The sequence below is a fragment of the Desulfovibrio ferrophilus genome (genome assembly GCF_003966735.1).
In the GTDB taxonomy this organism is placed as follows: Bacteria; Desulfobacterota; Desulfovibrionia; order Desulfovibrionales; family Desulfovibrionaceae; genus Desulfovibrio_Q; species Desulfovibrio_Q ferrophilus.
Map to the genome: position 1 here is coordinate 3,455,449 of NZ_AP017378.1, position 26,336 is coordinate 3,481,784.

The 26,336-nt window shown below is 56.1% G+C and carries 22 protein-coding genes; 18 read left to right on the forward strand and 4 right to left on the reverse strand.

Annotation, left to right across the window (positions count from 1 at the left end; genetic code table 11):
• Positions 1–35: 35 nt before the first annotated feature.
• The 3 genes from sppA to rimO form a co-directional block, all read right to left on the reverse strand.
• Positions 36–866: a signal peptide peptidase SppA gene (gene sppA / locus EL361_RS15810; RefSeq protein ID WP_232034936.1), complete on the reverse strand. Its 831-nt coding sequence runs from the start codon at positions 864–866 to the stop codon at positions 36–38.
• Between the two features lie 55 nt (positions 867–921).
• Positions 922–2,670, reverse strand: a complete 1,749-nt coding sequence (locus EL361_RS15815; protein WP_126380911.1) for a 30S ribosomal protein S1 — start codon at positions 2,668–2,670, stop codon at positions 922–924.
• Between the two features lie 249 nt (positions 2,671–2,919).
• Positions 2,920–4,215 carry a 30S ribosomal protein S12 methylthiotransferase RimO gene (gene rimO, locus EL361_RS15820; RefSeq protein WP_126381541.1) on the reverse strand — a complete coding sequence of 432 codons (1,296 nt, stop codon included), beginning with the start codon at positions 4,213–4,215 and terminating at the stop codon, positions 2,920–2,922.
• A gap of 160 nt (positions 4,216–4,375) precedes the next feature.
• Here rimO and EL361_RS15825 point away from each other — a divergent pair, with 160 nt between their 5' ends.
• The 18 genes from EL361_RS15825 to EL361_RS15910 all read left to right on the forward strand — a co-directional run bounded on the left by EL361_RS15825 (position 4,376) and on the right by EL361_RS15910 (position 25,720).
• A complete protein-coding gene (locus tag EL361_RS15825) occupies positions 4,376–5,869 on the forward strand; it encodes a two-component system sensor histidine kinase NtrB (RefSeq protein ID WP_126380912.1) in 1,494 nt (497 codons plus the stop codon).
• A gap of 62 nt (positions 5,870–5,931) precedes the next feature.
• A complete protein-coding gene (locus EL361_RS15830; protein ID WP_126380913.1) occupies positions 5,932–6,543 on the forward strand; it encodes an XTP/dITP diphosphatase in 612 nt (203 codons plus the stop codon).
• Positions 6,544–6,657: 114 nt separating this feature from the next.
• A complete protein-coding gene (gene glmS / locus EL361_RS15835; protein WP_126380914.1) occupies positions 6,658–8,484 on the forward strand; it encodes a glutamine--fructose-6-phosphate transaminase (isomerizing) in 1,827 nt (608 codons plus the stop codon).
• A 5-nt stretch (positions 8,485–8,489) separates the two neighbouring features.
• Positions 8,490–9,122, forward strand: coding sequence for a DUF1007 family protein (locus EL361_RS15840; protein WP_126380915.1), 633 nt, complete (start codon positions 8,490–8,492; stop codon positions 9,120–9,122).
• Positions 9,119–10,015 (forward strand): nickel/cobalt transporter, encoded by an 897-nt coding sequence (locus EL361_RS15845; RefSeq protein ID WP_126380916.1) that lies wholly within the window; start codon positions 9,119–9,121, stop codon positions 10,013–10,015. Before EL361_RS15840 ends, EL361_RS15845 begins: the two co-directional genes overlap by 4 nt.
• Before the next feature lie 209 nt (positions 10,016–10,224).
• Positions 10,225–12,588 carry an N-acetylmuramoyl-L-alanine amidase gene (locus tag EL361_RS15850; protein ID WP_126380917.1) on the forward strand — a complete coding sequence of 788 codons (2,364 nt, stop codon included), beginning with the start codon at positions 10,225–10,227 and terminating at the stop codon, positions 12,586–12,588.
• Between the two features lie 131 nt (positions 12,589–12,719).
• A complete protein-coding gene (locus tag EL361_RS15855; protein ID WP_126380918.1) occupies positions 12,720–13,535 on the forward strand; it encodes a response regulator in 816 nt (271 codons plus the stop codon).
• A gap of 165 nt (positions 13,536–13,700) precedes the next feature.
• A complete protein-coding gene (locus EL361_RS15860; RefSeq protein WP_126380919.1) occupies positions 13,701–14,735 on the forward strand; it encodes a threonine aldolase family protein in 1,035 nt (344 codons plus the stop codon).
• A gap of 97 nt (positions 14,736–14,832) precedes the next feature.
• On the forward strand, positions 14,833–15,561 hold the full coding sequence (locus tag EL361_RS15865) for an amino acid ABC transporter ATP-binding protein (protein WP_126380920.1): 729 nt from the start codon (positions 14,833–14,835) through the stop codon (positions 15,559–15,561).
• A 69-nt stretch (positions 15,562–15,630) separates the two neighbouring features.
• On the forward strand, positions 15,631–16,458 hold the full coding sequence (locus EL361_RS15870) for a transporter substrate-binding domain-containing protein (RefSeq protein ID WP_126380921.1): 828 nt from the start codon (positions 15,631–15,633) through the stop codon (positions 16,456–16,458).
• A 77-nt stretch (positions 16,459–16,535) separates the two neighbouring features.
• Entirely contained in the window at positions 16,536–18,407 is a 1,872-nt protein-coding gene (locus tag EL361_RS15875; RefSeq protein ID WP_126380922.1) for an amino acid ABC transporter permease, read from the forward strand.
• 9 nt (positions 18,408–18,416) lie between these two features.
• Entirely contained in the window at positions 18,417–18,908 is a 492-nt protein-coding gene (locus EL361_RS15880) for an asparaginase domain-containing protein (RefSeq protein ID WP_126380923.1), read from the forward strand.
• Positions 18,909–19,236: 328 nt separating this feature from the next.
• On the forward strand, positions 19,237–20,049 hold the full coding sequence (locus EL361_RS15885) for a PstS family phosphate ABC transporter substrate-binding protein (RefSeq protein WP_126380924.1): 813 nt from the start codon (positions 19,237–19,239) through the stop codon (positions 20,047–20,049).
• A 116-nt stretch (positions 20,050–20,165) separates the two neighbouring features.
• Positions 20,166–21,053 carry a phosphate ABC transporter permease subunit PstC gene (gene pstC, locus EL361_RS15890; RefSeq protein ID WP_126380925.1) on the forward strand — a complete coding sequence of 296 codons (888 nt, stop codon included), beginning with the start codon at positions 20,166–20,168 and terminating at the stop codon, positions 21,051–21,053.
• Positions 21,054–21,193: 140 nt separating this feature from the next.
• Positions 21,194–22,012, forward strand: coding sequence for a phosphate ABC transporter permease PstA (pstA, locus tag EL361_RS15895; protein WP_126381543.1), 819 nt, complete (start codon positions 21,194–21,196; stop codon positions 22,010–22,012).
• A gap of 296 nt (positions 22,013–22,308) precedes the next feature.
• Positions 22,309–23,511 carry a PhoH family protein gene (locus tag EL361_RS15900; RefSeq protein WP_126380926.1) on the forward strand — a complete coding sequence of 401 codons (1,203 nt, stop codon included), beginning with the start codon at positions 22,309–22,311 and terminating at the stop codon, positions 23,509–23,511.
• A gap of 274 nt (positions 23,512–23,785) precedes the next feature.
• Positions 23,786–25,021, forward strand: coding sequence for an inorganic phosphate transporter (locus tag EL361_RS15905; protein ID WP_126380927.1), 1,236 nt, complete (start codon positions 23,786–23,788; stop codon positions 25,019–25,021).
• Between the two features lie 30 nt (positions 25,022–25,051).
• Positions 25,052–25,720 (forward strand): DUF47 domain-containing protein, encoded by a 669-nt coding sequence (locus tag EL361_RS15910; RefSeq protein WP_126380928.1) that lies wholly within the window; start codon positions 25,052–25,054, stop codon positions 25,718–25,720.
• A 143-nt stretch (positions 25,721–25,863) separates the two neighbouring features.
• Here EL361_RS15910 and EL361_RS15915 read toward each other — a convergent pair whose 3' ends face one another.
• Complete coding sequence (locus EL361_RS15915) at positions 25,864–26,316, reverse strand: C-GCAxxG-C-C family protein (protein WP_172961800.1); 453 nt, start codon at positions 26,314–26,316, stop codon at positions 25,864–25,866.
• Between the last annotated feature and the right edge of the window lie 20 nt (positions 26,317–26,336).

Below are 26,336 nucleotides of genomic sequence, written 5' to 3' on the forward strand. Positions count from 1 at the left end.
CGGCGCTGAACTTTTACGTCCGGGGAGAGCCGTGGTCAGCGAATGACAACTCCACTTTCAGGCAGGTCGGTGTGCACATCCAGTCGGATGGCTCCGAGGATCTGCCTGAGCCAGGGCTCGTCCTTTTCAGGACCTTCCACCACGGGCATCCGTTTGGTTGGGTCCAGACCACAAAGGATTTTCAGTTCCTCCACGGCTTCCTCGAAGCCGCCGAGTTTGTCGACCAATCCAGCCTTGAGAGCCTGATTTCCAGTCAACGCCCGACCGTCGGCAATGGGACGCAGAGTGTTGATATCGATCTTACGGGCCTTGGCCACGTCGGCTACAAATTGCTCGTGGATGTCGGCGATGAGCCCCATAAGATACTTACGGTCCTCAGGGGTCATGGCCCGAAATGGCGATCCGGCGTCTTTGAGCTTTCCGCTGGTAAGCGCCTGTCGCTGGATACCCAGCTTCTCGAAGAGGCCTTCGAGGTTGGACATCTCCATGATCACACCGATGGAACCGGTGATGGTGGACGGGTTGGCCATGATGAGATGCGCCGGGGCGCTGACGTAGTAACCACCCGAAGCCGCCAGTGAACTCATGGAGACCACCACTGGCTTGGCGGCAGTCAGCCGGACCACTGCATTATAGATTTCCTGGGATGGAGCCACGGCGCCACCCGGGCAATTGACGCGTAGAACCACGCCCTTGACCGATTTGTCGTCGCGCAGTTCGCGAATCCAGGTGTTGATCTCTTCGGAGTCGGTAAGCATTCCTTCGATACGCACGATGCCAATCTTGTCACCGTCAAAGTCCAGCGAGGACGTCTCCCCGCCGAAGAAAAAGCGAAAGGCAGCTATGACCCCCGCCAGGAGGATCATAGCTGCCAATATAAGCGTAATTCCGAACAGGAACGGGTGCTTCTGAGAGAAGCTGCTATTCCTCTTCGTCGGACTGCTGTGCATCCAAATTCGCCTTCAGCAGATCGCCGAGGTTGGTTCCGGCGGCTTCACTGGAGGAGCCGTGGAATTCCTTGGAGGACGAACGACCGGAGCCGTGGTCCGCTTCCTGCTTGAGCTGCTTGATGGACAGACCCAGACGGCGCTCGTCGGCGCTGACGTGGATGACCTTGGCCTGGATGTCGACGCCTTCCGTGAACATCTCCGCAGGGCTCTTGATCTTCTTGCGGGAGATTTCGGAAACGTGAACCAGACCCTCGATGCCTTCCTCGACCTCAACGAACAGACCAAAATCAGTGATGTTGGTCACGGTGCCGTTGATCAGGGTGCCGACAGGGTAGCGGGCAGGAACCTGCAACCACGGATCTTCGGAGAGCTGCTTGATGCCCAAGGTGAACTTCTCAGCTTCCTTGTCCACAGTGAGGACAGTGGCCTGCACGGTGTCGCCCTGCTTGAAGACTTCGTTGGGATGGCGGACTTTCTTGGTCCAGGAGATATCGGAAACGTGGATGAGGCCGTCAATGCCGTCCTCAATGCCGATGAACATACCGAACTCGGTGATGTTCTTGATGGTGCCCTCGAGGATGGTGCCCTCGGGGTACTTCTCGGCCACGAGATCCCACGGGTTCGGGCTGACTTGCTTCATGCCCAGGGAGATGCGCTTCTTGTCGGGATCGACACCCAGGATGACCACTTCGACTTCGTCGCCGGCGTGGACCATCTGAGAGGGGTGGCGAAGCTTGCGGGTCCAGGACATCTCGGAGATGTGCACCAGGCCCTCGACGCCTTCCTCGAGTTCCACGAACGCGCCGTAGTCCACAAGGTTGGTGATCTTGCCGTTGAAGCGGGAGCCCTCGGGGTATTTTTCCCCGATGCTTTCCCAGGGATCGGACTTGAGCTGCTTCAGGCCAAGGGAAACCTTCTGGTTGTCCTTGTCGAAGTTCAACACCTTCAGCTCGAGCTCGTCGCCCAGCTGAACCATTTCCTTGGGATGCTTGATGCGCTTCCAGGACATGTCGGTGATGTGCAGCAGGCCGTCCAGACCGCCGAGGTCCACGAACACACCGTATTCGGTGATGTTCTTGACCTTACCGGTGATGGTCTGGTTCTCCTCGAGTGTGCTGAGCAGCTCGGCACGCTTGCCCTCGCGCTCTTCTTCGAGCAGCACGCGGCGGGAGACGATAACGTTGGAACGGCGGCGGTTGATCTTCAGGATGCGATACTCGAATTCCTGGTCCACCAGCGCGTCCATATCGGGAACGGGGCGCAGGTCCACGTGAGAGCCGGGCAGGAACGCTTCCACGCCGCCCAGATCCACGGTGTAACCGCCTTTGATGCGGCGGATGATGCGGCCCTTGATGGTGTTGTTCTCTTCCTGAACTTTCTCGATCTCGTCGAAAAGCTTCATCCGCTTCGCGCGCTCGCGGGACAGGATGATAGTGCCTTCGGACTCGTTCTTACGGACGACGTAGACGTCGACCTTGTCGCCCTCGGCCACGTCCAGACCGCCTTCGGCGTCCTTGAACTCCGAAACGGGGATCTGACCTTCGGACTTGAAATTGACATCAACAAGGACGTGGTCCTCGCCGATTCGGACGACTTCGCCTTCTACGATGCTGCCCTCACCCAGTTCGCCGCAATCGGCAATGGGAAGGTACTGCTCGAGAGCATCCTCGAAGCACATGTCATCCATCATGGGATTTTCTTGTTCCATAGTTTCTACCATTGATTAACCTCCAACAACGATAATTCGCGCTCACTACCAGACGAGGGCCTGCCTTGCAACCCTTAAAAACAAGAGCGCAAGCGGTTTTTCAGGTCTCATCATCCAGGCTGCGGACAGCCTGCGGGTAATCACCTATGCAAAAGAGGGGATACCGTGGATAAGGCGCGGTGGGACGCCCGTGCGCCCGCCTCAACAATAAGCAGCATTATGTGCTTGGCAAGGGTTGTTGCATGGATTTTTCGAGAATGATCAGGTCAGGGCCACCAGATCATATGTCTTGGCTTCGTCGATCAAGGCATTGACCATGGCCCCTGGCTCCACGCCGGGGCCCGAGATGTAGGTGACGCCGTCGGCTTCCGGTGCCTGGAACCAGCAACGGCCCACGTGCAGTCCTGGCCATTCCTCATGCGGGGCATCCACCAGGACCTCTTGGGTGCTGCCCTCGAATTCCATGAGCATTTCCTCGCTGATGATGGACTGGATGCGCATCAGTTCTTCGCGGCGCTCGTTGATGACCTGTTGTTCGACCTTTCCGGGGAGCTTGAACGACTCCGTGCCCTCCTCGTCGCAATACCCGAAAACTCCGAGATGTGTGAACCGTGCCTGCCGTACGAAATCCTTGAGGGCAGTGAAATGCTCGTCGGTCTCGCCGGGGTAGCCCACGATGAGACTGGTGCGCAGGATTGCTTCCGGAAAGCGGTCGCGGATGCGATCAATGACAATACGCGGGTCACGGGCAAAGGGTCGGCCCATGGCCGAGAGGATGTCCTGGTGGGTGTGTTGCAATGGTACATCGAAATAGGGCAGCAGCGGGCGGCCCATATCCTTGATAAAGTCAAGGAGTGCAGGAGTCAGGCCTGCGGGATAGAGATACATGGGTCGGAGCCATTTGAGGCCCTCCAGGGTGGACAGGCGCTCCAGCAGCCGTGGCAAGGCATCCTTTTCACCCAGGTCCCGGCCATAGGCGGTCAGGTCCTGAGCCACCAGCACCAATTCTGAAACTCCGGTGTTCAGCATGCGTTGGGCTTCGTCCACGACCTGGTCCATGGGGCGGCTGGACAATGGTCCCCGGATGGAGGGGATGGTGCAGAAGGCACAGGCGTGGTCGCAGCCTTCGGCCACCTTGAGATAAGCGTATGATGGGCCGGTGGAGAGAACGCGTTCACCCGGGGCCGGATTGTGCACTGGGCGTCCCAGGGCCTCGGATACTCGAGCAGGCCAGGATTCCACCTCACGTGTGGTCAACCAGACATCAACCTCGGGCAGTTCCTTGGCCAGGTCTTCCTGGTAGCGACTGACCAGACAGCCGGTGACAGCCAGGACCGGTCGGGGCTCCAGGCCTTCGATGGCTTGGGCGGCGTCCAGAACGGCCTGCACGGATTCTTCCACTGCCGGTCCAATGAAGCCGCAGGTGTTGATCAGCACCACTTCGGCTTCTTCCGGGGTTTCACAGGGAGTCAATCCTGGGCCAAAGCAGGAGAGCATGCGTTCGGTATCAACCCTGTTTTTTGGGCAGCCCAAACTGATGGAGTAGACGTGAGTGATTTCCATGGATGTACCCTACAGGATTTGTTGGTGGTCGGCGAGTTGCCAATGGCGAGGCAGGGTCTAGCCGACTTGAAGGGGAGTGGCAAGCTATGTATAGGGTATAGGAACTACTCATCGTTCGAGGCAAGTCAGCCGAGAGCGTAGCACGGGAGTTTGCATGCAGGATATCGCCAAGGCTGGACCCGAGTGCCTTGTCGCCATTGGCGGAAGTGGTCCGGAGCTCATGCAACTGCTCGAGATGTTCGACTGTCAGGATATTCGGGAAGGGTTTCCCTGGATGCGTTTGGTCGGAGTGGTTGATGGCACGACTCGTCCGGAGGTCAGCGGCGCCTTGGCGTTGTCCCGTGTGCGGCTGTTTTCTACGGTGGGTGAGCTTTTGTCCGCGCACCCCGAAGTAGATATCGTGTTTGATCTGCACGCCACCCCGGAGCGTTCGCGCGCTTTGCGCGGGGGGCTGCCCGAGGGCGTTTCGGTAGTGGATGCGCGAGCGGCCATGGTCTTCTGGGAAATGATCATGTCCGGGAAGATTTGCGCGCCCTGCCAATCCAATCTTCATCAGGCCCGGGCTTTTCTGACCACCGTACTGGACGGCATGGAGGAGGACATCCTGCTTCTGGACCTGGAAGGTCGTATCGTGGACTGCAACCGTAACGTGACCACGCGTCTGGGACAGCCGAAGTCGGCTTTTCAGGGGCGGTACTGCCACGAGGTGGAGGGTGGGAGCTTCTGCCGTCGTTCGCGCCGGGAGTGTCCTTTCAGGGAAACCGTGATGACGGGCAAGAAGGCCGAGGCCGTACACACCAAGCTGGATGATGACGGGCGGCTCTTGTATTTCAGGGTCTATACCTATCCTCTCTTTAATGAACTGAGCGAGTTGATCAACGTTGTGGAGATTCGGCGCGACATCACGTCACGTACGTATACCGAGCAACGTCTGCAACAGGCTCAGAAAATGGCCGCCATTGGTGAGTTGTCAACATATATTGCTCATGAAATTCGTAATCCGCTGTTTGCCATCGGTGGCTTTGCCCGATCCCTTCTGCGAGCTGAAAATCTGGATGAGGAGGCCCAGGGCAAGGTGAAGATCATCCTTGAAGAGGCCAGTCGTCTGGACGGCATTCTCAAGTCCATCCTGAATTATGCTCGTCCATCGGACACCAAGGCCGGAGAGGTGGATGTGAATTCCGTGGTGGGCGAGACCGTGCAGTTGATGTCCATTGGTTGTGATCAGGAGGGGATTCGAATCAAAACCAATCTTGATTCGAAAGTGGCCAGAGCCAAGGGCGTTCCTGAATTGCTCAAACAGTGCCTGATCAACATGGTCAAGAATTCCATGGAAGCCATGGAATCCGGCAAGGGGTGCATCACTCTGTTCACGGGCATGGAAGATGAGTATGTCATTGTGCGTGTCGAGGACACGGGCCGGGGGATGGCGGACGACGTCAAACTCAAGGTCTTTAATCCCTTCTTCAGTACCAAGGACAAGGGCTCGGGCCTGGGGCTGGCCATGACCAAGAAGATTGTGGAGGATGTGGGAGGGCGCATCAGCCTGTCCAGCCATGAGGGCGTGGGCACGGTGGTCACTCTGTTCCTGCCTCCGGTCCTTGCGGTCGATGGTGATACTCTGGACGCCGAGGACATCCCCGCGTAGAACAGCCACCTGTTCGTTTCATTTTTCGTTCCCCCATATCTATTAAAATACTGGAGGCGCACGTGGGCGCTGTTGTTTTGGCCACGCGGAACAAGGGAAAGATTGCAGAGTTGTCTGCCATGCTCGAAGGGTTTCACCTCGAAGTCCGTGGTTTGGACGATTATCCTGAAATCGGAGAGATCGAGGAAACCGGGACCACCTTCGAAGCCAATGCGCTGATCAAGGCCAAGGCCGTGGCCGAGGCTACGGGGCTGATTGCTGTGGCTGATGATTCGGGTCTGGAAGTGGACGCTTTGGACGGAGCACCCGGTGTGTATTCTGCCCGCTACAGCGGCGTGGGAGCCACTGACCTCAAGAATAGCGAAAAACTTCTGGCCGCGCTGCATGACGTGGATGACGACGAACGTACTGCACGTTTCCGTTGCGTGATGCTGGCCTATGCCCCGAGTGGAGAACAGCTGGTGACCTCCGGTGCCTGGGAAGGGCATATTGCCCGTGAGTTCAAAGGTGACCAGGGCTTTGGCTACGATCCCGTGTTTGTGGATAGCGAGAGCGGGCGTCATTCTGCCGAACTTTCCCGTGAGGAAAAGAACCAGCGGAGTCACCGGGGTAAGGCCCTGCGTAAACTGCTGGCCGACTGGCCCGAATTTTGGGCGCGAGCAGGGGTTGAATAAGCACGGGGCTCTGGGGTATTCAGCCCTGAGCATTTGATTATGTACAGGGGCTGGGCCAAGGGCTCGTCACTGTCTTCATATCGAGTTGAACCATAGCCTGATCGAGGGTGAATTATGTGCGGCATTATCGGCTACGCGGGGCACAGGCCCGCTGTCCCCATTTTGCTTGAAGGCCTGAAGCGCTTGGAATACCGCGGTTACGACTCCGCCGGTGTGGCCTTTATTCAAAACAAGGAACTGGAACTGCTGCGCGCAGAAGGCAAGCTCGTCGGACTGGAGACCAAGGTCAATGGTCGCGACGTGACTATGGCCACCAGTGGCGTCGGGCACACACGCTGGGCGACCCACGGAGTCCCCGTGGAGCGTAACGCTCATCCGCACAAGGACAATTCCGGCCGTCTGGCCATGATCCACAACGGCATCATCGAGAATTTCCAGGAGCAGAAGGACTGGCTCATAGAGCGGGGCTACACCTTTGCTTCGGAGACCGACACCGAAGTCCTGGTCAACCTGATCTCAGAAGGTCTGAAAGAGACCGGAGAAGGTGTGCTCCAGGCCCTGTCATGGGCTCTGGCGCGGGTTGAAGGTGCCTACGCCGTGGCGCTTGTCTCTTTGGATGAGCCTGGAGTGATCTACGCCGCCCGCCAGTCCAGCCCCCTGGTCTTTGGTGCCGGCACTGGCGAGAATTTCGTGGCCTCGGATATCCCAGCCTTTCTCAATTACACCCGCGACGTGGTCTTTCTGGAGGACGGCGAGTTGGTACGCATGGATGCCAACTCCTGGCAGGTGCTGGACGCCCTGACCCTTGAACCCATCGAGAAGCAGACCAATCGCATTGATTGGGATGTGCAGTCCGCACAAAAGGGTGGACACAAGCACTTCATGATCAAGGAAATCTTTGAGCAGCCCAAAGTCATCGCCGATTGTCTGGCGGGCCGGGTGGACCTGAAGACGGGCACTGTCCGTCTGCCTGAACTGGAAGGCCTGACTTCGCCCAAGCGGCTGCACATCGTCGCCTGCGGAACCTCTTTTCACGCCGGATTATGGGGCATGAATCTGCTGGAATCCTGGGCACGCATTCCCGTGCGTGTGGAGATTGCCTCGGAGTTTCGCTATCGCGACCTGCTGCTGGACGAGGACGATGTGATTCTGGCGATCAGCCAATCCGGTGAGACGGCCGACACCTTGGCCGGCATCCGTCGCGCCAAGCAGATGGGCGCATCCGTCATCGGTCTGTGCAATGTCGTGGGCTCAAGCGTGGCGCGCGAGTCCGACCATGTGATCTACACTCAGGCGGGACCGGAGATCAGCGTGGCTTCGACCAAGGCCATGTGTAGCCAGTTGACGGCTCTGTACCTGCTGGCTTTGCACTGGGGTGCGCAGAAGGGAACCTTGTCCGCCGAAGTGACCCAGCAGGGGATTGCTGCGGTGCATGAGTTGCCCGGATTGCTGGATGCCGAACTGCCTGCCATGCGTGAGCGTTCCAAGGAACTGGCCCGCAAGTACTCGGGAGTCTCCAGCTTCATGTATCTGGGGCGCGGGCTGAATTTTCCGCTGGCCTTGGAAGGCGCGCTCAAGCTCAAGGAAATTTCCTACATTCACGCCGAGGGTTATGCCTCGGGTGAGATGAAGCACGGCCCTATCGCGCTCATCGAGCGTGATTTCCCGACCTTTGCCCTGGCCATGCGCGACGATCTGCTGCCCAAGGTCAAGTCCAATCTGGAGGAAGTGCAGGCTCGCGATGGTCGCATCATCGCCCTGACCAACCCGGGGCTGGATATGGGGGTGGATGATGCCTGGGTGATTCCCGAGGTCTGGGGTCCGCTCTCTGCGTTTCTGGCTCTGCCATGCCTGCAGTTGTTCGCCTACGAAGTAGCGGACTATCTGGGCAAGGATGTGGACCAGCCCCGTAACTTGGCCAAAAGCGTGACCGTGGAATAATTGCTATGAGTATATTCGAAGGCCCTGCTCGGAATTCCGGGTGGGGCCTGTTTATTTTTCTGTGGGCTCTCGCGGTGGTGCTGTGGTCCCCGCTCCCTGCTCAGGCTCACCCTCATGTCTTCGTGGATAACTCCGTGACCTTCGTCTTTGAGGGTTCGGATTTGGCGGGGGTACGGGTGCATTGGGTCTTTGACGATATGTTCGGGACCATGATTCGTGAGGATCATGATCAGGATCGGGATGGAGCGTTTTCCGAGGCTGAGATCAAAACCGTGAAGATCGGAGCGTTCGATAACCTCAAGAACTTTGACTATTTCACCTTTCTTGAAGTGGACGGTGAGCAGTTCCGGGTGCAGCAGATTCAGGATTTTCGTGCGGGTTTTTTTGACGGCAAATTGTTCTACGATTTTTTTGTGCCTTGCCGGGTCTCCGGTGTCGAGGGGCAGCATACAGTGCTGCTGTCAGTGCATGACCCTGAATATTATGCCGATGTCTACACCCCTGAGGATGCCGTCCTGGAGTTGGAGAACACCGCCGGGGTCAAGGCTCAGGCCTCTGTGGTGATCAATTCTGAGCGCACGTATTCCTCATTCCAGGTCTGGACATCGGAAATCACCCTGACTTTTGGTGCCCGATGAAAGGTCTGCTGACTGTCCTGTTTACGGTCTGGATGCTGGTTGCGGGCGTGGAAGCCGAAGCTGCAACCAACCCCTTTGCCGCAGGGGCGAGCCCCCGTCAGGAACGGGTGGCCACTGCTCCTGACGGGGGCTCGGCCCTGAGCGGTACACTGGGGCGCATTGCCCGCTGGCAGCGCGAGATGCGTGGTGAATTGTCGGCACGGGTCAGGTCTCTGAACGAACAGCCATCCCCTTGGGGGCTGATGGTTTTTCTGGGATTGTCCTTTGCCTATGGGGCAGTCCATGCCGCTGGACCGGGGCACGGTAAATCCGTGGCAACATCGTACGTCCTGGCGCGAGGTCTGTCTGCGCGCCGAGGCGCAGCCTTGGGCGCTCTCATGGGGGCGGCGCATGCGGCCTCTGCAGTGGGTGTGGTCCTCGTTCTGCACGCTATCGCTCGGCGGGCAATGATGAACCGTTTCGAGATGACGGCTCTCTGGGTGGAGAGAGGCAGCTATGCCCTTGTGATGTGCATCGGCCTATGGTTGCTTGTGGACGTGCTGAAGTCTCGCAGAGCCCAGGATGAAACAGATGGCGGACAGGGCAGGAGTCTGCTGGGGGTGGGGCTGTCCACCGGGCTGGTTCCCTGTCCGGGTGCGGCCATTATGCTGTTGTTTGCCCTGGCGTTGGATGCCTTGTGGCTTGGACTTGGCGCGGTAATGGCTATGGCCTGCGGCATGGGGGTAACTATTGCCCTTGCAGCTGCTCTGGCGGCCTGTTGCAGAGGAACGCTTTTGTCTTGTGCCGCCGGTCGTTCAGGCAGGGCTGAGATGGCGCAAAAGATACTGGCCCTGATTGGCGGTGCCATTGTACTGGGGCTTGGGGCATCGCTTTTGGGTGGTACTTTCGCTTGATTGATTGTGTACGATCCATTGAGGTCAGAGGCGCGCGTACCGACTCCTGTCTGCATTGCCTGGGTGGTGGCTGTGATGATGTCATCGTCTGATGACTGCCAGCTTCCTTGCCTGAGGTGTTTTTGCGCCACGGGGTTGCGGTTTGCCTGCAATCGCGGCTATATGTCCACGAAGCGCACCGGAACCAGGCCCGTAATGGGCACTACTGCATGACACAGACGCCAATCTTGCCGAATCAACGCCGCCCCGTTTACACCGGGGCTATGCCCTCTCGCTTCGTAGTCCTTCTGGCTGCGTTGGTCCTGTTTTTTACCCTAAGCGGCCAAGCCCATGCCACGGATCAGCAGCCCCAGTTCAATGCGGCCTTGAAAAGTTTCAAGCAGGTGTTGTCCTCGGAGAAAAGCGCCTCGCGTCGCGATCTGTGGACCGACGTTCATGCCCGGTTCGAGCGGGTGTTCAAGATCAGTCCCACCTCGGGCTATGCGCCCAAGTGTCTCTATTATATGGGCCGTTGCTACGAGGAATTGGCCCGGCGATCAGGGCTGCGTAGCGATGCCCATCGTGCCGTGGATTATTTCCAGCGGGCGACCAATCGTTTTCCTCCGGGCGATTCCTGGATAGATGATTGTCTGTTCCGAAAGGCCGAGATTGCTTTTGTTCGTCTGGGCGATGCCAGATCGGCAGCCGAAGACCTGCGTATTATCCGTCGCCTTTACTCCAAAGGCGATCATGCCTCCAAGGCCGCAAAGCTGTTAGCTCGTATTGAGGGCAGAAGCACGGCATCTGCCCCCGTGGTCAAGAAGTCTGCACCCAAGCCCTCGCCCAAACAGGTCGCGGTGCCCAAGGCCGAGATCAAGAGTGCCTACGATAAGGCTCAAAAGGCCTTCAAGGTGGTGCGATCCAAGAAGAAACCCTCTCGTGACGAATTCTTGCGTGTGGCTCGGCGGTTTGCTGCTGTCTCCGAGGCTGCGGGGAGCGGGGTTTATGCTGCCCGAAGTGCCTATTTCGAGGGCTTTACCTGGGATGAGTTGGGGCGTATCTCGCGCCGCGATGACGATTTTATGAAGGCCGTTGAAGGATACGAGCGCGCCGTAGATCTGTTCCGCGAAACGGATTCCTGGCGCGATGATGCCCTGTTCCGCAAGGGGTACGTGGAATTCACACATTTGAATGACGAGGATCAGGCCTATGCGGATCTGTTACTGGTCGTGCGTGATTATCCCGATGGTGACCGAGCGGTAGAGGCCAAAGAACTGTTACGAGCCATGGACGAGGCCCGGGCCAATGAGTTGCCCGATGCCGCAGCGGTTTCCACTCCGCAAGCCGCGAGCAAGGCTCGGCCAGTGGCTCCGGAAGTCAGACCCTCCACGGCGGGGACATCGACCTTCAATGGCAAGACCGGTGATGCCACGCTCTTGGGCGTACGTTATTCCAGTGGTGAGGACTTCACCCGCATCGTGCTGGACTTGGATAATGCAGTCGAATTCAAGGAGCGCTCCCTGCCTGCGGATGAGGCCAGCGGCAAGTTGTCCCGAATGTTCGTGGATTTGAAAAAGACCCGTGTGGCCAAGAATGTCAAGGCTCGGCAGGAGGTCCCCGGAGGATTTCTGAAGACCGTCCGTGCGGCTCAAAATACCCCTGATACGGCCCGGGTCGTTCTCGATTTCAAGGAAAAGCAGGAGTATCATATCCTGACCCTTGAAAATCCTTATCGCATTGTCATTGACGTCTTTGCCCGCAAGTCTGTGGCCAAAGAGATTCCCAAGACGTTTGGCAAGCCGGATCAGGCACCCCGCAAGCCGGGCAAGAAGGAGCGCGATACCGCCAAGGACGTTCTGGCTCAGTTGGGCATGACCATTGGGACGGTCATGATCGATGCCGGACACGGTGGGCGTGACCCGGGGGCCGTGCAGTATATCCGCTATAAGGACAACAAGGGCAAACTTCGCAAGAAGCTGAGGACCAAGGAAAAGGATGTGACCCTGCGTCTGGCGAGAATCCTTGGGGCAGAGCTCAAGAAGAAGGGCTATAAGGTTCTCTATACCCGCGCCGAGGACCGCAAGGTGGCCCTGGAAGATCGGGTTCTGGCGGCCAATATCAAAAAGGCCGATCTGTTTATTTCTTTGCACTGCAACGCCAACGCCAAAAGCTCCGTCCGTGGCTTTGAGACGTATTATCTTGGTAAGGCCAAGAACGATATCGTGCTCAGGCTGGCGGCCAAGGAAAACAACGTCGATCCCATGAAGATCAGTGACACCCAGAAGATTGTTCTGGATCTGGTCCATAGTTTCAAGATCGAGGAATCCCGGGTGCTGGCCAGCCACGTACAGAAACATTCCGTGCGGGCGTTACGATCCAAGTACAAAGGGATCAATGACCATGGGGCGCGTTCGGCGCCGTTCTTTGTGCTCATCGGAGCGAAAATGCCTGCGGTGCTGGTGGAGGTCGGCTATATCTCCAACTCCACCGAGGCCAAGCTGCTGCGCTCGGACGAGTATCTGCATGAAGTCTCCAGAGGGGTTATTTCCGGGGTCGAGGCCTATCGCAAGGAACTGCAGACCGCCGGTCTCTAGAAGACTTTGCTTTGCACAGTTCGTGTAATTCTGGCATACAATAGACTAAAGCACACCCGTGCCGATGAGAATCCGCTCGGGTGTTTATTTCACTATCCGCCGCGTGTATTTCGTGGAGAGGAGAGATTCCCGTGAACGATCAAGTCGCCGCCGCTCGCATCCTCGTCATCGAAGACAGCCATGTTCAGGCCAAGATCATTTCGCGCCATATCGAGGGACTGTCGAACTTCGAGACCGTGAGTGCCCATTCGTTGGAAGAGGCTGAACAGGTATTGATCTCTCAGCGGGAGTATTTGTTCGCAGCTGTGGTCGATTTGAATCTGCCCGATGCCCCGGATGGTGAGGCCGTGGATCTGGTGCAGGCCCACGGGTTGCCAGCAGTGGTGCTGACCGCGACCTTCCATGATGAAGTGCGCGATTCCCTGCTCAAGAAGAACGTGGCCGACTATGTGCTCAAGAGCAGCATGATTGTTCTTGATGACGTCGTGGACGCTCTGTCTCGACTGTACAAGAATCAGACGCTGAAGGCTCTGGTCGTGGACGATTCCAAGACGGCTCGATCTCTGGTTCGTGGTTTGTTGGAGATTCAGAACTTTCGGGTTGTTGAAGCCGAAGACGGCAAGCAGGCCCTGGATATCCTTGAATCAGAGCAGGATATCGTCATCGTGGTGACCGACTATGAGATGCCCGTGATGGATGGGTTCGAATTCTGTGCTGAAGTTCGCAAAACCCGCAAGAAGGACTCTTTGGCCATCGTCGGAGTGTCCGGGGCTGGCGAGTCGTCCATGACGGCGAAATTCTTGAAGCACGGTGCCAATGATTTTCTGACCAAGCCCTTCGAAGCCGAGGCCTTTTCCTGGCGCATCAATCAGACCGTGGAGATGCTTGAAATAGCCAGAGAATTGTCTCAATGTCTTGGCTCGCTTTCTACCCCCGGTGACGAATAATACGTCTCGAATCTGACCCTTGCGGGTAGCCGCAGGTGCTGTCTTTGAGCCCGTGGTTTCCGGGAGCTGGGAAATTCATCCTTTACCTCCAGCCTATTTCCGTTTAACAAGTTTGCCCTTCCTGCGCTGGTGTTTTGCAAAATTATACAGCGAGTTTCTACGGTAATGTCAAAAAAGAGCTTTGCGAGCGATAATAATTCCGGTGTCCATCCACAAGTGATGGAGGCATTGGCTGAGGCCAACGCCGGACATTGCGTGGCCTATGGTTCTGATCCTTATACCGAGGCTGCCCGCGAAGCCTTCAAGGATGTCTTCGGACCTCAGACTGAACCTTTCTTTGTCTTCAATGGAACCGGAGCCAATGTGTCTTCCCTTGCGGCTTTGACACGTTCCTGGAATGCGGCGATCTGTTCCGACTGCGCTCATATCAATGTGGATGAATGCGGTGCACCCGAGCGGGGCGCTGGCATCAAGCTGCTGGCTGAACGGTCCGTGGACGGCAAGATCGATCCCCGCGCCATTGAGCGGCATCTGCATTGCCTGGGTTCCGAGCACCACTCACAGCCCGTGGCTGTATCGTTGACCCAGGCCACGGAGCTTGGCACCGTTTATACCGCCAAGGAAATCAAGGACGTGGCCGATCGGGCACACGAAGCAGGCATGGCTGTGCATATGGATGGCGCACGGCTGGCCAATGCCGCCGAGTTTCTGGGGCTGGGCCTGAAGGAACTGACCACGGATTGCGGAGTGGATGTGCTGTCCTTTGGCGGCACCAAGAACGGGCTGATGTTTGGCGAGGCCGTGGTGTTTCTGAATCCCGAGCACGCCGAGACCTTCAAATACATTCGCAAGCAATCCATGCAGTTGCATAGCAAGATGCGTTATATTGCGGCGCAGTACGTTGCTCTGCTTTCGGGCGACCTGTGGTTGGAAAATGCACGTAATGCAAACGCCATGGCTCGCTTGCTGGCAAAGAAGATATCGTCCATTCCCGGGGTTGATGTCACTCGCCCTGTGGAGACCAATGGCGTCTTCGCCACCCTTGCTCCAGAGCTCATTGAGCCGCTACGCGAACAATTCTTTTTTTATACTTGGGACGAGGAATTGCCTGAAGTCCGGTGGATGTGCTCCTTTGATACCACCGAAGAAGACGTTTTGGGCTTTGTACGGACTCTTGCCGAGGTTGTCGCCGGGCAGTGATATGCCAGTGCGTAACCTTGCCCCTGGCCCGTGGGTCTGCTACGAAATGCAAGCCCCAGATGGGGAAACAATAATCGATGATGAGTAGGAGGCGGCTTTGATTCAGTTTCGCCGCGTGAACAAGTGGTATAGCGACCTGCACGTGTTGCAGGATATCAATCTGGACATCGCCGAAGGCGAGGTCGTGGTCGTGTGCGGGCCGTCAGGGTCCGGTAAAAGTACGTTGATCCGCTGCATTAACCGTCTGGAGCCCATCCAGAAGGGCAAAATTATTGTTGACGGACACGACATCAACGACCCCAAAACCAATCTCACCCTGCTCAGGGCCGAGGTTGGTTTTGTTTTTCAGCAGTTCAATCTGTATCCGCACATGACCGTGTTGGAAAACATCACCCTTTCTCCGGTGTTGGTGCGGGGCATGGATAAGCGCGAGGCAGAGGACCTGGGCATGGAACTGTTGGTCAAGGTCGACATCCCTGACCAGGCCAGCAAGTATCCCTGCCAGCTCTCAGGTGGTCAGCAGCAGCGTGTGGCCATTGCCCGCGGTCTGGCCATGCAGCCCAAGATCATGCTTTTTGACGAGCCGACGTCCGCTCTGGACCCCGAGATGATCAACGAGGTTCTGGACGTAATGAAGACCCTTGCCCGTGAGGGCATGACCATGGTCTGCGTGACGCACGAAATGGGATTTGCCCGTGAAGTGGCTGATCGGATCATCTTTATGGATGGTGGACTGATGATTGAGGAGAATACTCCCCATGAATTCTTCCAAAATCCCAAGAGTGAGCGGACCAAGGATTTCCTCAGCAAGATTCTGACCCACTAGCCCGGGTGGGCGGGTCAGATTTATTTGGATGTGTGTATCAAAATACCTAACTCATCTGTGGAGGATGGCATGAAACTTTGGAAGATCGTTGCGATGGCCCTGATGGCCTCCCTCGTGATGGCCTCCGTGGCCATGGCTGGTCCGGCTTATGACAACATCATGAAGACCAAGGTGCTGCGCGCCGGTATCATGACGGATTCGATCCCCGGTGCGTTCTACAACGAGAAGAACGAGTGGGTCGGCATGGACGTGGACATCGCCGAAGAGATCGCCAAGCGCATGGGTTGCACCCTGGAGCGCGTGGCTGTGAACAACAAGACTCGCATCGCTTTCGTGCAGCAGGGCCGTATCGACCTTTCCGTTGCAAACATGACCCACAAGCGTGAGCGCGACAAGTCCATCGACTTCTCCATCACTTACTTCTTTGATGGCCAGAAGCTGCTCGCCAAGAAGGGCAAGTACGCCAAGGCTTCCGACTTCGTGGGCAAGAAGATCGCCACCATGCAGGGCACCACTTCCGAGATCAACATCAAGAATCTCCTGAAGAGCCTGGGCGACAAGGACTACGAGAAGAACGTCATCTCCTTCCAGAAGGAATCCGAGTGCTACCAGGCTCTGAAGATGGGCCGTGTTGCTGCTTGGAGCACTGACTCCACCATCCTGCTTGGCTACGCCGCCAAGGACGCTGGCAAGTTTGAGCTGGTCGGTGACTTCATTTCCGATGAGCCTTACGGCATGGGTCTGCCCGAGGACGATTCCAAGCTTCGCGACGCCGTGAACTTTGCCCTTCAGGACATGTGGAAAGATGGCACCTACATGACCATCTACAACAAGTGGTATGGTCCTGATACCCCGTACTACTTCCCCATGACCGAGCAGATCGAGATGTGGCCCTAAGCTGCATTTAAATCCTGATAGATAACTCTAACGCATGAGCCCGGGCCTTCCGGGCTCATGCTTCTCCCTAAGGCGCTATGATCAGATTCTGGATGGAAAAGAAGTGGGTGCAGCTGTCCTTGCTGGCGACCCTGGTGATGCTGGCCGTCTATTATTGGGGCTGGGTGTTCGATTTTGGGTACAAGTTTGACTGGAGCGTGCTGTTCACAGTCAACGAGACCTACGGCGAGCACTATGGTCTGCTCATGCTCAAAGGCGTGTGCTGGACTATTGTCCTGTCTTTGATCAGTGCTGTCCTGGCTTTGAGCCTGGGCGTCGCAGTGGGCTTGGGGCGCGTCTCCCAGTTCAAGCCTGTCTACTGGCTGTCCACTTCCTACGTTGAATTTTTCCGGAATACGCCGCTCTTGGTCCAGTTGCTGTTCTGGTATTTTGCCTTCCCCCAGGCTTTGCCCGAGGGTGCCCGCGAGTGGGTCTTCGAATTGGGCTTTGGCTTCCAGGACATGCTGCCCGGTTGGATGGGCTGGTTGCTGCCACCCTGGCTGGCCGACATGAATTTCGGATACGAATTCCTGACCGCAGTGATGGCTTTGTCCACCTATACGGCCTCCTTCATGGCCGAGGTCATCCGTGCCGGCTTGCAGTCCATCCCCAAGGGATTGCTCGAAGCGGCCTATTCCAGTGGCCTGACCTATTCACAGGTCTTGAGCAGAATTATCCTGCCCATTTCCTTCCGTGCCATTATTCCGCCGCTGGGCAGCGAGTTCCTGAACAACATGAAGAACTCGTCCCTGGCCATGTTCGTGGGGATCAGTGAATTGGCCTGGTGCTCGCAGCAGGTGGAGTCCATGACCTTCCGCGGGTTCGAAGCCGCCACTGCCGCTTCTGTCCTGTATCTCACTCTGTCGCTGGGCATTTCAGCGGTGCTCAATGCCGTGAACATCCGTTTGCGGATTGGTGGTTCCGGCCGCAGCTTTGGCGAGCGCCTGGTCAACGGCATTGTTGGCCCGGTGAGCCTGACCTGTCGAGTGGCAACGCGTCCGGTGCGTCGCGCTGCGCATCGTGCAGCCTCCCGACGCCGTCGGCATCGTTCCGTGAGCTATTCCCCCGCACGTGCGGCTCTGAACAAGTCCGTGAGTAATGCCTGGTCATTCACCATCTTGAGCCTCAAGGCGATGTTCGTGGGGGCCATCGCCTATGTTCTGTACCGGGCGGTGATGGGTGTTGCCGGATTCAATTGGGATGTGATTTTCGACAATTTCAAGCTGATGCTCTACTGGCGCTTCCCCTCGGATGATCCGAGTGATGTGCTTGCCGGTGTGGGCGGGCTGTCCATGGCCATCCTGATGGCCGTGATCGCCATTACCTGCAGCTTCCCCCTGGGGCTTTTTGCAGGACTGGGCCGTACGTCCAATAATCTGCTGTGGAAGATTCCCAGCGTGGTCTACATTGAGGTTATTCGCGGTAACCCACTGATCATGGTCATCTTCTGGGTCTACTTTTTTATCCCGGTATTGACCGGCACCTTCCTGCACGTGTTCTGGAGTGCGACCATCGCCCTGACCGTGTTCACAGGTGCGTACCTTGGCGAGATCATCCGTGCGGGCATTGAGAACCTGCCCCCTGGTCAGGCCGAGGCCGCGTTCTCCACGGGATTGTCCTATTTCCAAACCATGCGCCGGGTGATCCTGCCGCAGGCTCTGAAGCAGATGATTCCCCCCATCGTGGGACAGTTCATTGCCATCTTCAAGGATACTTCGCTGGCCTATGTGCTGGGCGTTATGGAGTTGACCAACGTGACCATGGTTCTCAACAACCGAATCATGATCTATCCCATTGAACTCTATACGGCAGCGGCGTTCCTGTATTTCGTCTGCTGCTACGCCATGAGCCAATACGCCAACAGACTGGAGCAGCGATTGTCTCCGGAAAAAGCCCGTTTGGCGATGTAGGAGACGAGCATGGCAGACATTCGCATTCTCGTGACCGGCGGCACGCTGGACAAGGAATATAATCAGCTGGACGGTGAGCTGGTTTTTACCAAGACTCATCTGACCGACATTCTGACTCAGGCCAAGTGCACCGTTGATGTGGCCATCGAGACCGTGATGCTCAAGGACAGCCTGCATATGGTCGATGCTGATCGCGAGTTGATCCTGGAGCGGGTTTTGGCTGCACCTGAAGACAAGGTTGTGGTCACCCATGGTACGGATACCATGCCCGAGACAGCCCGGCTGATCGGGCCGCGAGCCAATGGCAAAACCGTTGTGTTGGTGGGGGCCATGGTCCCGTATTCCTTTGTGAACTCCGATGCCCTGTTCAATCTGGGATGCGCCTTCAGTGCGGCTCAGTTGCTTGCCCCCGGGGCTTACATCACCATGAATGGCAAGGTCTTTGCCAGTGATAACGTCCGTAAGAATCGTCAGAAGGGTGAATTCGAAACCCTCGATTGATCCTTTTTCTCATAAGCGATTTCAGGCGCCTCTTCCATTTTGGAGGGGGCGTCTTTTTTTGTGGCAGAAACAGGCGGTGATGGCTGGAGGGGCATCTGGCGAAGACTTCCGGGGCTGCCTTTGTGTCACGTTGTGTGACAGCAGAAAGTCGTAAATGTCATTTTTCTATTGATTAAGTTCAATTAAAATAGGCTTTTGTAGAGTATGAATAATTGTCACCCATTCTCATTGCACCTGTCACCAATTCGTAACAGTCCGCTCCTATACCTCTCACACGCCGCATGAGGCGACCAACTACGAATTTGTCTGAACATCTTTGGAGGATGAAATGAGAATCAAAAGTATTATTCTGGCCGCCCTTATGGTCATGGCTTTTTCCATGACCGCTTCGGCGACCAGCATGACCGTCAAGGGCTCCACCACCGTTCTGCCCATCATGCAGAAAGCCGTTGAGGCCTACATGAAGGCCAACCCCGGCATTTCCATTTCCGTATCTGGAGGCGGCTCTGGCAACGGCATCAAGGCCATCATCGACGGTTCCACCGACATCGCCATGGCTTCTCGCTTCATGAAGGACAAGGAAGTCAAGCTGGCCATGGAAAAGGGTGTGTACCCCGTTCCCTTTGCCGTGGGCATCGACGCTCTGGTCCCTGTCGTTCATCCCTCCAACACCGTGGCCGGTCTGACCCGCGCCCAGTTGAAGGACATCTACCAGGGTAAGATCACCAACTGGAAGGACCTTGGCGGCATCGACAAGAAAATCGTCGTTATCTCCCGTGATACCTCCTCCGGTACCTATGAGACCTGGGAAGGCAAGATCATGAAGAAGGAGCGTGTGTTTGCCGGTGCCCTGCTGCAGGCTTCCAACGGTGCCGTGGTGCAGGCTGTGTCCAAGAACAAGTATGCCATAGGCTACATCGGCTACGGTTACCTGGACAAGAGCACCAAGGCTCTGACTGTTGACGGTATCGAGGGCAATCCCGAGACTGCATCCTCCGGCAAATACCCTGTCTCCCGCTTCCTGTATGTTTTCACCAAGGGCTGGCCCAAAGGCGAGACCGCTAAGTTCATCATGTATCTGCTGCACCCCAAGTACGGTCAGGCTCACGCCAAGGCTGCCGGTTACGTACCGCTGTACTAGAACACATCAGCCCGCCGGTTTTGGGCGGGTGAGCGCAAAAATCCCGCTGTCCGCTTGTCGGACAGCGGGTTGACGTGTCTCTGCTAGCCCTGAACATCTTCGGAGTAAGAAAAGATATGGATCGTAAGCATAAAGAAAAGATGATCAAGATGACCTTTTTGGTCACCGCATCATCCTCCATTCTCATCCTCTTCTTGATCATGATCTTTCTGTTCATGGAAGGGTTGCCGATCTTCAAGGAGTATCCGGTCTTCAAGTTTCTGTTCGGTAACGAATGGTACCCGACCGCAGATCCGCCGGACTTCGGTATCTTTCCGCTCCTTATCGGCTCTGTTCTGGTGACGGCAGCCTCGTCTGCCATCGCCATCCCTCTGGGTGTGATGACCGCCATCTATTTAGCTGAGATAGCTACTCCCCGCGTGCGGGGGATAGTCAAACCCGTTGTTGAGTTACTGGCTGCTTTGCCATCGGTTGTCATTGGTTTTTTCGGCATGGTGCTTGTCGCTCCATACCTTCAGGAAGTGCTGGACGTCGCCACGGGGCTGAACCTGTTCAATGCGGCTCTGATGCTGGCTTTCATGTCTGTTCCGACGATTTGCTCCATCTCAGAGGATGCCATTTTCAGTGTCCCGGCTGAGCTCAAGGAGGCCTCTTTGGCTTTGGGCGCGACCCACTGGGAAACAATTTTCAAGGTTGTGTTGCCAGCAAGCCTTTCCGGCATTTCCACGGCCATTATCCTGGGCATGTCGCGGGCCATTGGCGAGACCATGGTCGTGCTGATGGTTGCGGGGGGCGCGGCAATGGTTCCGGGCAGCCTGTTTGATCCGGTGCGGCCCATGCCTGCTTCCATTGCAGCAGAAATGGCGGAAGCACCGTTTAGGGGGGACCATTACTATGCGCTGTTCGCCACCGGCATTGTCCTGTTCATGTTCACGATGTTGTTCAACATCCTGGCCGATTACGTCGCCGAAAAGCATAAGCAGGTCGGCGCGGCAACGCTGTAGCCGGCGTGGCTTGGAATCAGAAGAGAGTGAGTATGCATAACGTTGGAGAGACAACAATGGATCGCAGTATCCCCGCCGCCAGAGTCACGTCACCGTCTGGATCCATCGGCCTTGGACATCGCGCACTGGTGGAAAAGATCATGTTTGGCATGTTCAAGGCTGCGTCCGGCATCAATGGGCTGGCTTTGCTTACCATCTGTGGATTCCTGTTCTATTACGGTCTGCCCGCGATTTCATGGGAGTTCCTGACCGAGGCTCCCAGAAATTCCATGACCGAGGGTGGCATCTGGCCCTGTATTGTAGGCACATTCCTGCTGGCATTCGGCTCCATGCTTGTGGCCTTTCCTCTTGGGGTTGCCAGTGCCATCTACTTGAACGAGTACGCCACCAACCCCAAGGTGGGCCGCATCATCCGCCTGGGAATCAATAATCTGGCCGGTGTGCCATCTGTGGTCTTTGGCCTGTTTGGACTGGCGTTTTTCGTGACTTTTCTGCAGATGGGCGTGTCCATCATGGCTGGCGTGCTGACCCTTGGCGCTTTGACCCTGCCGGTGATCATCGGCACGGCAGAGGAAGCTCTGCGCAGTGTTCCCAATACCTATCGCGAAGCCTCTCTGGGGCTTGGCGCCACAAAATGGCAGACCATTTCCAAAGTTGTGCTACCAGCTGCCTTGCCGGGCATGCTGACCGGTGCCATTCTGGGTTTGTCTCGGGCTGCGGGGGAGACTGCCGCGATCATGTTCACGGCAGCGGTCTTCTATACCCCCAAGATGCCCAACTCCGTGTTCAGCGATGTCATGGCCTTGCCTTATCATGTCTATGTACTGGCTACGGCAGGGACGGAGATCGAGAAAACGAGACATCTGCAGTATGGAACGTCTCTTGTCCTGGTGGCGCTGGTCCTGGGGATGAACCTCGTTGCCATCTGGCTCCGGGCGAGATTACAGAAGAAACTCTAGCCTGATCGATGAATTATGCGACGCAGATCGCCGCCATGGGCTTCCCGTGGTGGCGATTCTTCATGGAGAGATGTGGCAGATTGATAATTACAAAAAGATGTTGAACTGGCTGAGATGTCCATTGGGTGACAGTTCTATAGACTTTCTAGAAAAAATGTGGGTGTCCGTTTACATGGTCTGTGGAATCGCCTATGGTTTTCACAAGGCCCGGGCCCATCATCCCCCAGGTACGCTCCAGGCTGGAGCATGGCAGAGCAAATGTTCTTTACAACCACCAGCCAAGGAAAAACCAATCGATGACCCAAGTACAAAAGAATTATGTCGTCGATACCAATGTCCTCATAGAGAATCCCAACAGCATCCTGAGCCTCAAAAACGGGAATGATAATAACATTTACATTCCCTATCACGTCCTGATTGAACTCAATACGCTTAAGACAAACCCTCGCCTTCGGCACATCGTGGCCAAGGTTATCGATGTGCTCCTGGAACACAAGGACAGCATCAATTTTATCCGCAACGACTCCAGCATTTCTCCGTTTTCAGAAGAGCTTGTCGACAACTTCATCCTGAAAGAGATCCTGTCCAGTTCGGAGATCGAAAATCCGATTCTGGTCACCAATGACCGCATCCTGCAGTTGCAGGCGGGGCTTTCGCATATCAATAGCGAGGAATTCAAGGACTCAAAGCCTTTTGAATCCGAGTCCCAACTGTATACGGGGTTTAACGACAACGGCGACCAGCCGCTGCCGAACAGCTTCACTTGGGTGGATGGCAAGCCCATGTTTCATGGGCCGGATGGTGAAAATCGGGTGATCGGCTATACGCATTCCCCCTGGAATATCAAACCTCGGTCCATGTATCAGAATTTGGCTCTGGAGCTGATGAATAACCCCGGGGTCGATGTTGTTTCCGTGCAAAGTGACGCGGGGTATGGCAAGACCTATCTGGCCTTGGCTTCGGCGCTCTATCAGGTCCTTGAGAAGCGCAATTTCGAGAAGATTTTCATGCTCAAGCCGACCATCGAGCTTGGAGCCAAGCTTGGATACCTGCCAGGTGACATCGATGAGAAGATGGAACCCTATGTGCGGTATATTCTGGATCTGGTGCTGAAGCTTCATGCCCAGAGGCCCGCAAACAAGGTTTTTGTGGACCCCGAGGCACATATCCCCAAGTACAACCCCAAGAAGTTCGAGATTCTGCCTTTGGCCTATGTTCGTGGTATGAATATCGAGAATGCATTTGTGATCATTGATGAATGCCAGAACTTGTCACGTGCGGAAGTCAGAAGCCTGCTGACCCGCATGGGGGAAGGGGTCAAATGCATTTGCCTGGGCGATACCAGCCAGGTGGATAATCCTTATCTGAGTGAAGCCAACAATGGCTTGAACTGGATTGTTCGTAAATTCAAGGGGCAGTCCAACTACGCTCATATGGTTTTGAAGGGAGAGCGTTCTCGGGGCCCGATTACTGATCTGGTGCTCAAGACCAAGCTCTAATCTGTTCAGAGTTTATTTGTTGTTATTTTGTGGCGTCGGTCGTTGACCGGCGCCACAAATGTTACAAATAATTTCAAAAAAAATTGCGTATGCAATGCCCCGATATCATTTGCTAATTAAAAGAAGTTTCTTTCCGAATGGCTTTTATGTAGGGTCCGCCAAGGCTGTTGTCACAGGTTCGTAACAGAACTGTAATACTCCCCGCTGGGCAAGCGCCCCGCGCTGGCTTCAATTCGATTGTGACACAGTCCTCTGCACCGGAAGGAAATATCGAATGGATTTATACGACTTGTTTTTCTTGCTGTCCCTAGGGGCAGGGTTCCTGATGGCGTTCAACCTCGGGGCCAATGATGTGGCAAACTCCATGGCTTCGGCTGTTGGAGCGCGCGCCATCACCGTCAAGCAGGCGGTGTTCATCGCTGGCATCCTGAACTTTGTCGGAGCGGTTTTTCTGGGGTCCCACGTCACGGCCACGGTCAGCAAGGGGATCATCAACCCGGCCATGATATCCGATCCCAAGTTGATTATGCTTGGAATGTTCGGAGCGCTGTTGGCCGCGGGGATATGGGTCCTCATCGCCACGCTGACGGCTTTGCCGGTCTCGAGTACACACTCCATTGTCGGAGCCATCCTTGGCTTTGGGTTGGTTGCGGGTGGTCCGGATGTGGTCAACTGGCTCAAGTTGGGCGGGGTGGTACTGTCATGGTTCATCTCCCCGTTCCTTGCTGCAGGTATCGCGTATTTCATCTTCACCCAGATTCGCAGGGATATCTTCCTCAAGCCGAATTTTTTGGAAAATGCGCGTAAGTATGGCCCGCGTTGGATGGCCCTGACCATGACCCTGGTCGGTTTTTCCTTCATGTATAAGACCCCTGTCGGAAAGCAGCTGGCCTTGGTCTGGTACGAGTCGCTGGCGTTGATTAGCTTACTGTCTCTTGGCGTTTGGCTGGTTTCATCCCGAATGGCCCTGCGCATGTCGCTGACGGTCGAGGATGGTGCCGAAGGCGTGGAGGCAATCTTCCGCAAGATGCAGATCTTTACCTCCTGCTATGTGGCGTTGTCCCAGGGTGCCAACGATGTGGCCAACGCCATCGGGCCCATTGCCGCCATCTATGTGCTGGCCAAGCAAGGGACCTTCCTGACACAGGCCGAGGTCCCCATCTGGTTGCTGGCTTTGGGCGGGGCAGGGATTGCCCTCGGTATCGCTGTGCTTGGGCATAAGGTGATGCGGACAGTGGGTGAAAGCATCACCACTTTGACCAATACGCGTGGCTTTGCTGTCGATTTTGCTGCAGCGACGACAGTGCTTGTGGCTTCAAAGCTTGGCCTGCCCGTTTCAACCACTCACGCGGCAGTGGGTGGCGTGACCGGTGTGGGATTGGCAAGAGGTTTCAAAGCCGTTAACTTTGGAGTGTTGGGCAAGATCGTCGTCTATTGGCTGCTGACGGTGCCTATTGCTGCGTTCACATCCATTGTCATTTTTCAGATACTCAAATGGTCGGTCTATTAAAAGGTAACGGCCTAAGACAAGGAGAACACCATGAGATTGCCATTTTTCGGGCTGCTGTCCGATCGCTCTCCTCTTGATGGTCTGATTGAGCATTACACCAAGATCAATGAATGCGTGGATGTCATCAAGGAGTCCATGGAATGCTATGTGGCTGGTGGCGCCTGCCGTGAGTTCGTTGAGCTTGCCAAGCAGGTGGATGAGATCGAGAATCAGGCGGACCTGATCAAGCGACGCATCAGGAATCACTTGCCGCGTGGGCTGTTCATGTCCGTGGATAAGGGGTTGTTCCTGCAGTACACCAAGGCGCAGGACAATATCCTTGATGATGCTCAGGAAGCCATGCAATGGCTGGCCATGCGTCCCGTGGAGATCCCGGCTCAGTTCCAGAAGACCGTCATCGCCATGATTGAAGAAGTGGATATGGCCTGCGAACATCTCGGCCCCGCACTGACGGCGACCCTCGGGTTGATCAACCACGAGCATTTGGACCGTCAGGGTACCAAGGACAAGTTCTGGGCCATTCGGCGCAGACGTCAGAGCATCTTCAAGATGAAGAATAAGCTCTGCAGCGAGATCTACAATTCCGATATGGATTTCAAGGATATCTACCAGCTGATCCACTACGTGGAGAAACTGGAGGGCATGGGGCACAATACCGAGAATTGTGCAGACATCCTCCGAAACATGATCGCCCGCTAGCCCATTCCAAAGAGGCTGTTCGCTTCGTTGTCGTTAAAAGGACAACCCAAGGTGAATGGCCCGCCGGGCGAGGCAATCAGCGTAACGGCTGAGCCAAGAAGATCACGGAGACCAAAGAGCCGCCTCTTTCAGGGCGGCTCTTTTTATTTGTCGAGCAACTGCTCCAGTAGTTCGCCTGCGGTCAGCACAAAACTGGGGCAAATCGTTTTGAACAGGTTTCTTGAGCGGGCTTCGTTGTAGCCTTCGGGGGTGCTCAGATCGCAGCCCAGGAGCTGTTTGCAATGCGAGGAGCCATGGCGCTCTTCAAATTCTTGCAGAAATGTTCTGACAGCGTTTTTAACCTGCGAACGGGCTGCGGCATTGGTGGGGTCGTCAGGAGCCAGGGCCATTCCAATGGCCATGATGGCCCCGGTCGCTGCGCCACAGGTCCGGCCCATGCCGCCCATGCCTCCGCCAAATCCACAGGCCGCACGGCGCAGGGGTTCCTCCGGAAGTCCAAAGTGGGTGGCGAAGATCGAGGCCACGGACTCGGAACAGGAATAACCATCCAGAAAGCGTTGTTCAGCATTGGAAGCAGGTGAAGTCGAGGCTGTCATGTCGTTCTCCATGAAGAGGT

Bases quoted from the DNA above. Each gene is read 5' to 3' on its own strand.
- EL361_RS15900 (WP_126380926.1), top strand. From the start codon at position 22,309: ATGACCCAAGTACAAAAGAATTATGTCGTCGATACCAATGTCCTCATA.
- EL361_RS15850 (WP_126380917.1), top strand. From the start codon at position 10,225: ATGACACAGACGCCAATCTTGCCGAATCAACGCCGCCCCGTTTACACC.
- EL361_RS15885 (WP_126380924.1), top strand. From the start codon at position 19,237: ATGAGAATCAAAAGTATTATTCTGGCCGCCCTTATGGTCATGGCTTTT.
- EL361_RS15860 (WP_126380919.1), top strand. From the start codon at position 13,701: ATGTCAAAAAAGAGCTTTGCGAGCGATAATAATTCCGGTGTCCATCCA.
- EL361_RS15840 (WP_126380915.1), top strand. From the start codon at position 8,490: ATGAGTATATTCGAAGGCCCTGCTCGGAATTCCGGGTGGGGCCTGTTT.
- EL361_RS15825 (WP_126380912.1), top strand. From the start codon at position 4,376: ATGCAGGATATCGCCAAGGCTGGACCCGAGTGCCTTGTCGCCATTGGC.
- pstA (WP_126381543.1), top strand. From the start codon at position 21,194: ATGTTTGGCATGTTCAAGGCTGCGTCCGGCATCAATGGGCTGGCTTTG.
- EL361_RS15915 (WP_172961800.1), bottom strand. From the start codon at position 26,316: ATGACAGCCTCGACTTCACCTGCTTCCAATGCTGAACAACGCTTTCTG.
- EL361_RS15910 (WP_126380928.1), top strand. From the start codon at position 25,052: ATGAGATTGCCATTTTTCGGGCTGCTGTCCGATCGCTCTCCTCTTGAT.
- EL361_RS15870 (WP_126380921.1), top strand. From the start codon at position 15,631: ATGAAACTTTGGAAGATCGTTGCGATGGCCCTGATGGCCTCCCTCGTG.
- pstC (WP_126380925.1), top strand. From the start codon at position 20,166: ATGGATCGTAAGCATAAAGAAAAGATGATCAAGATGACCTTTTTGGTC.
- EL361_RS15905 (WP_126380927.1), top strand. From the start codon at position 23,786: ATGGATTTATACGACTTGTTTTTCTTGCTGTCCCTAGGGGCAGGGTTC.
- EL361_RS15880 (WP_126380923.1), top strand. From the start codon at position 18,417: ATGGCAGACATTCGCATTCTCGTGACCGGCGGCACGCTGGACAAGGAA.
- EL361_RS15875 (WP_126380922.1), top strand. From the start codon at position 16,536: ATGATCAGATTCTGGATGGAAAAGAAGTGGGTGCAGCTGTCCTTGCTG.
- sppA (WP_232034936.1), bottom strand. From the start codon at position 866: ATGATCCTCCTGGCGGGGGTCATAGCTGCCTTTCGCTTTTTCTTCGGC.
- glmS (WP_126380914.1), top strand. From the start codon at position 6,658: ATGTGCGGCATTATCGGCTACGCGGGGCACAGGCCCGCTGTCCCCATT.
- EL361_RS15845 (WP_126380916.1), top strand. From the start codon at position 9,119: ATGAAAGGTCTGCTGACTGTCCTGTTTACGGTCTGGATGCTGGTTGCG.
- EL361_RS15815 (WP_126380911.1), bottom strand. From the start codon at position 2,670: ATGGTAGAAACTATGGAACAAGAAAATCCCATGATGGATGACATGTGC.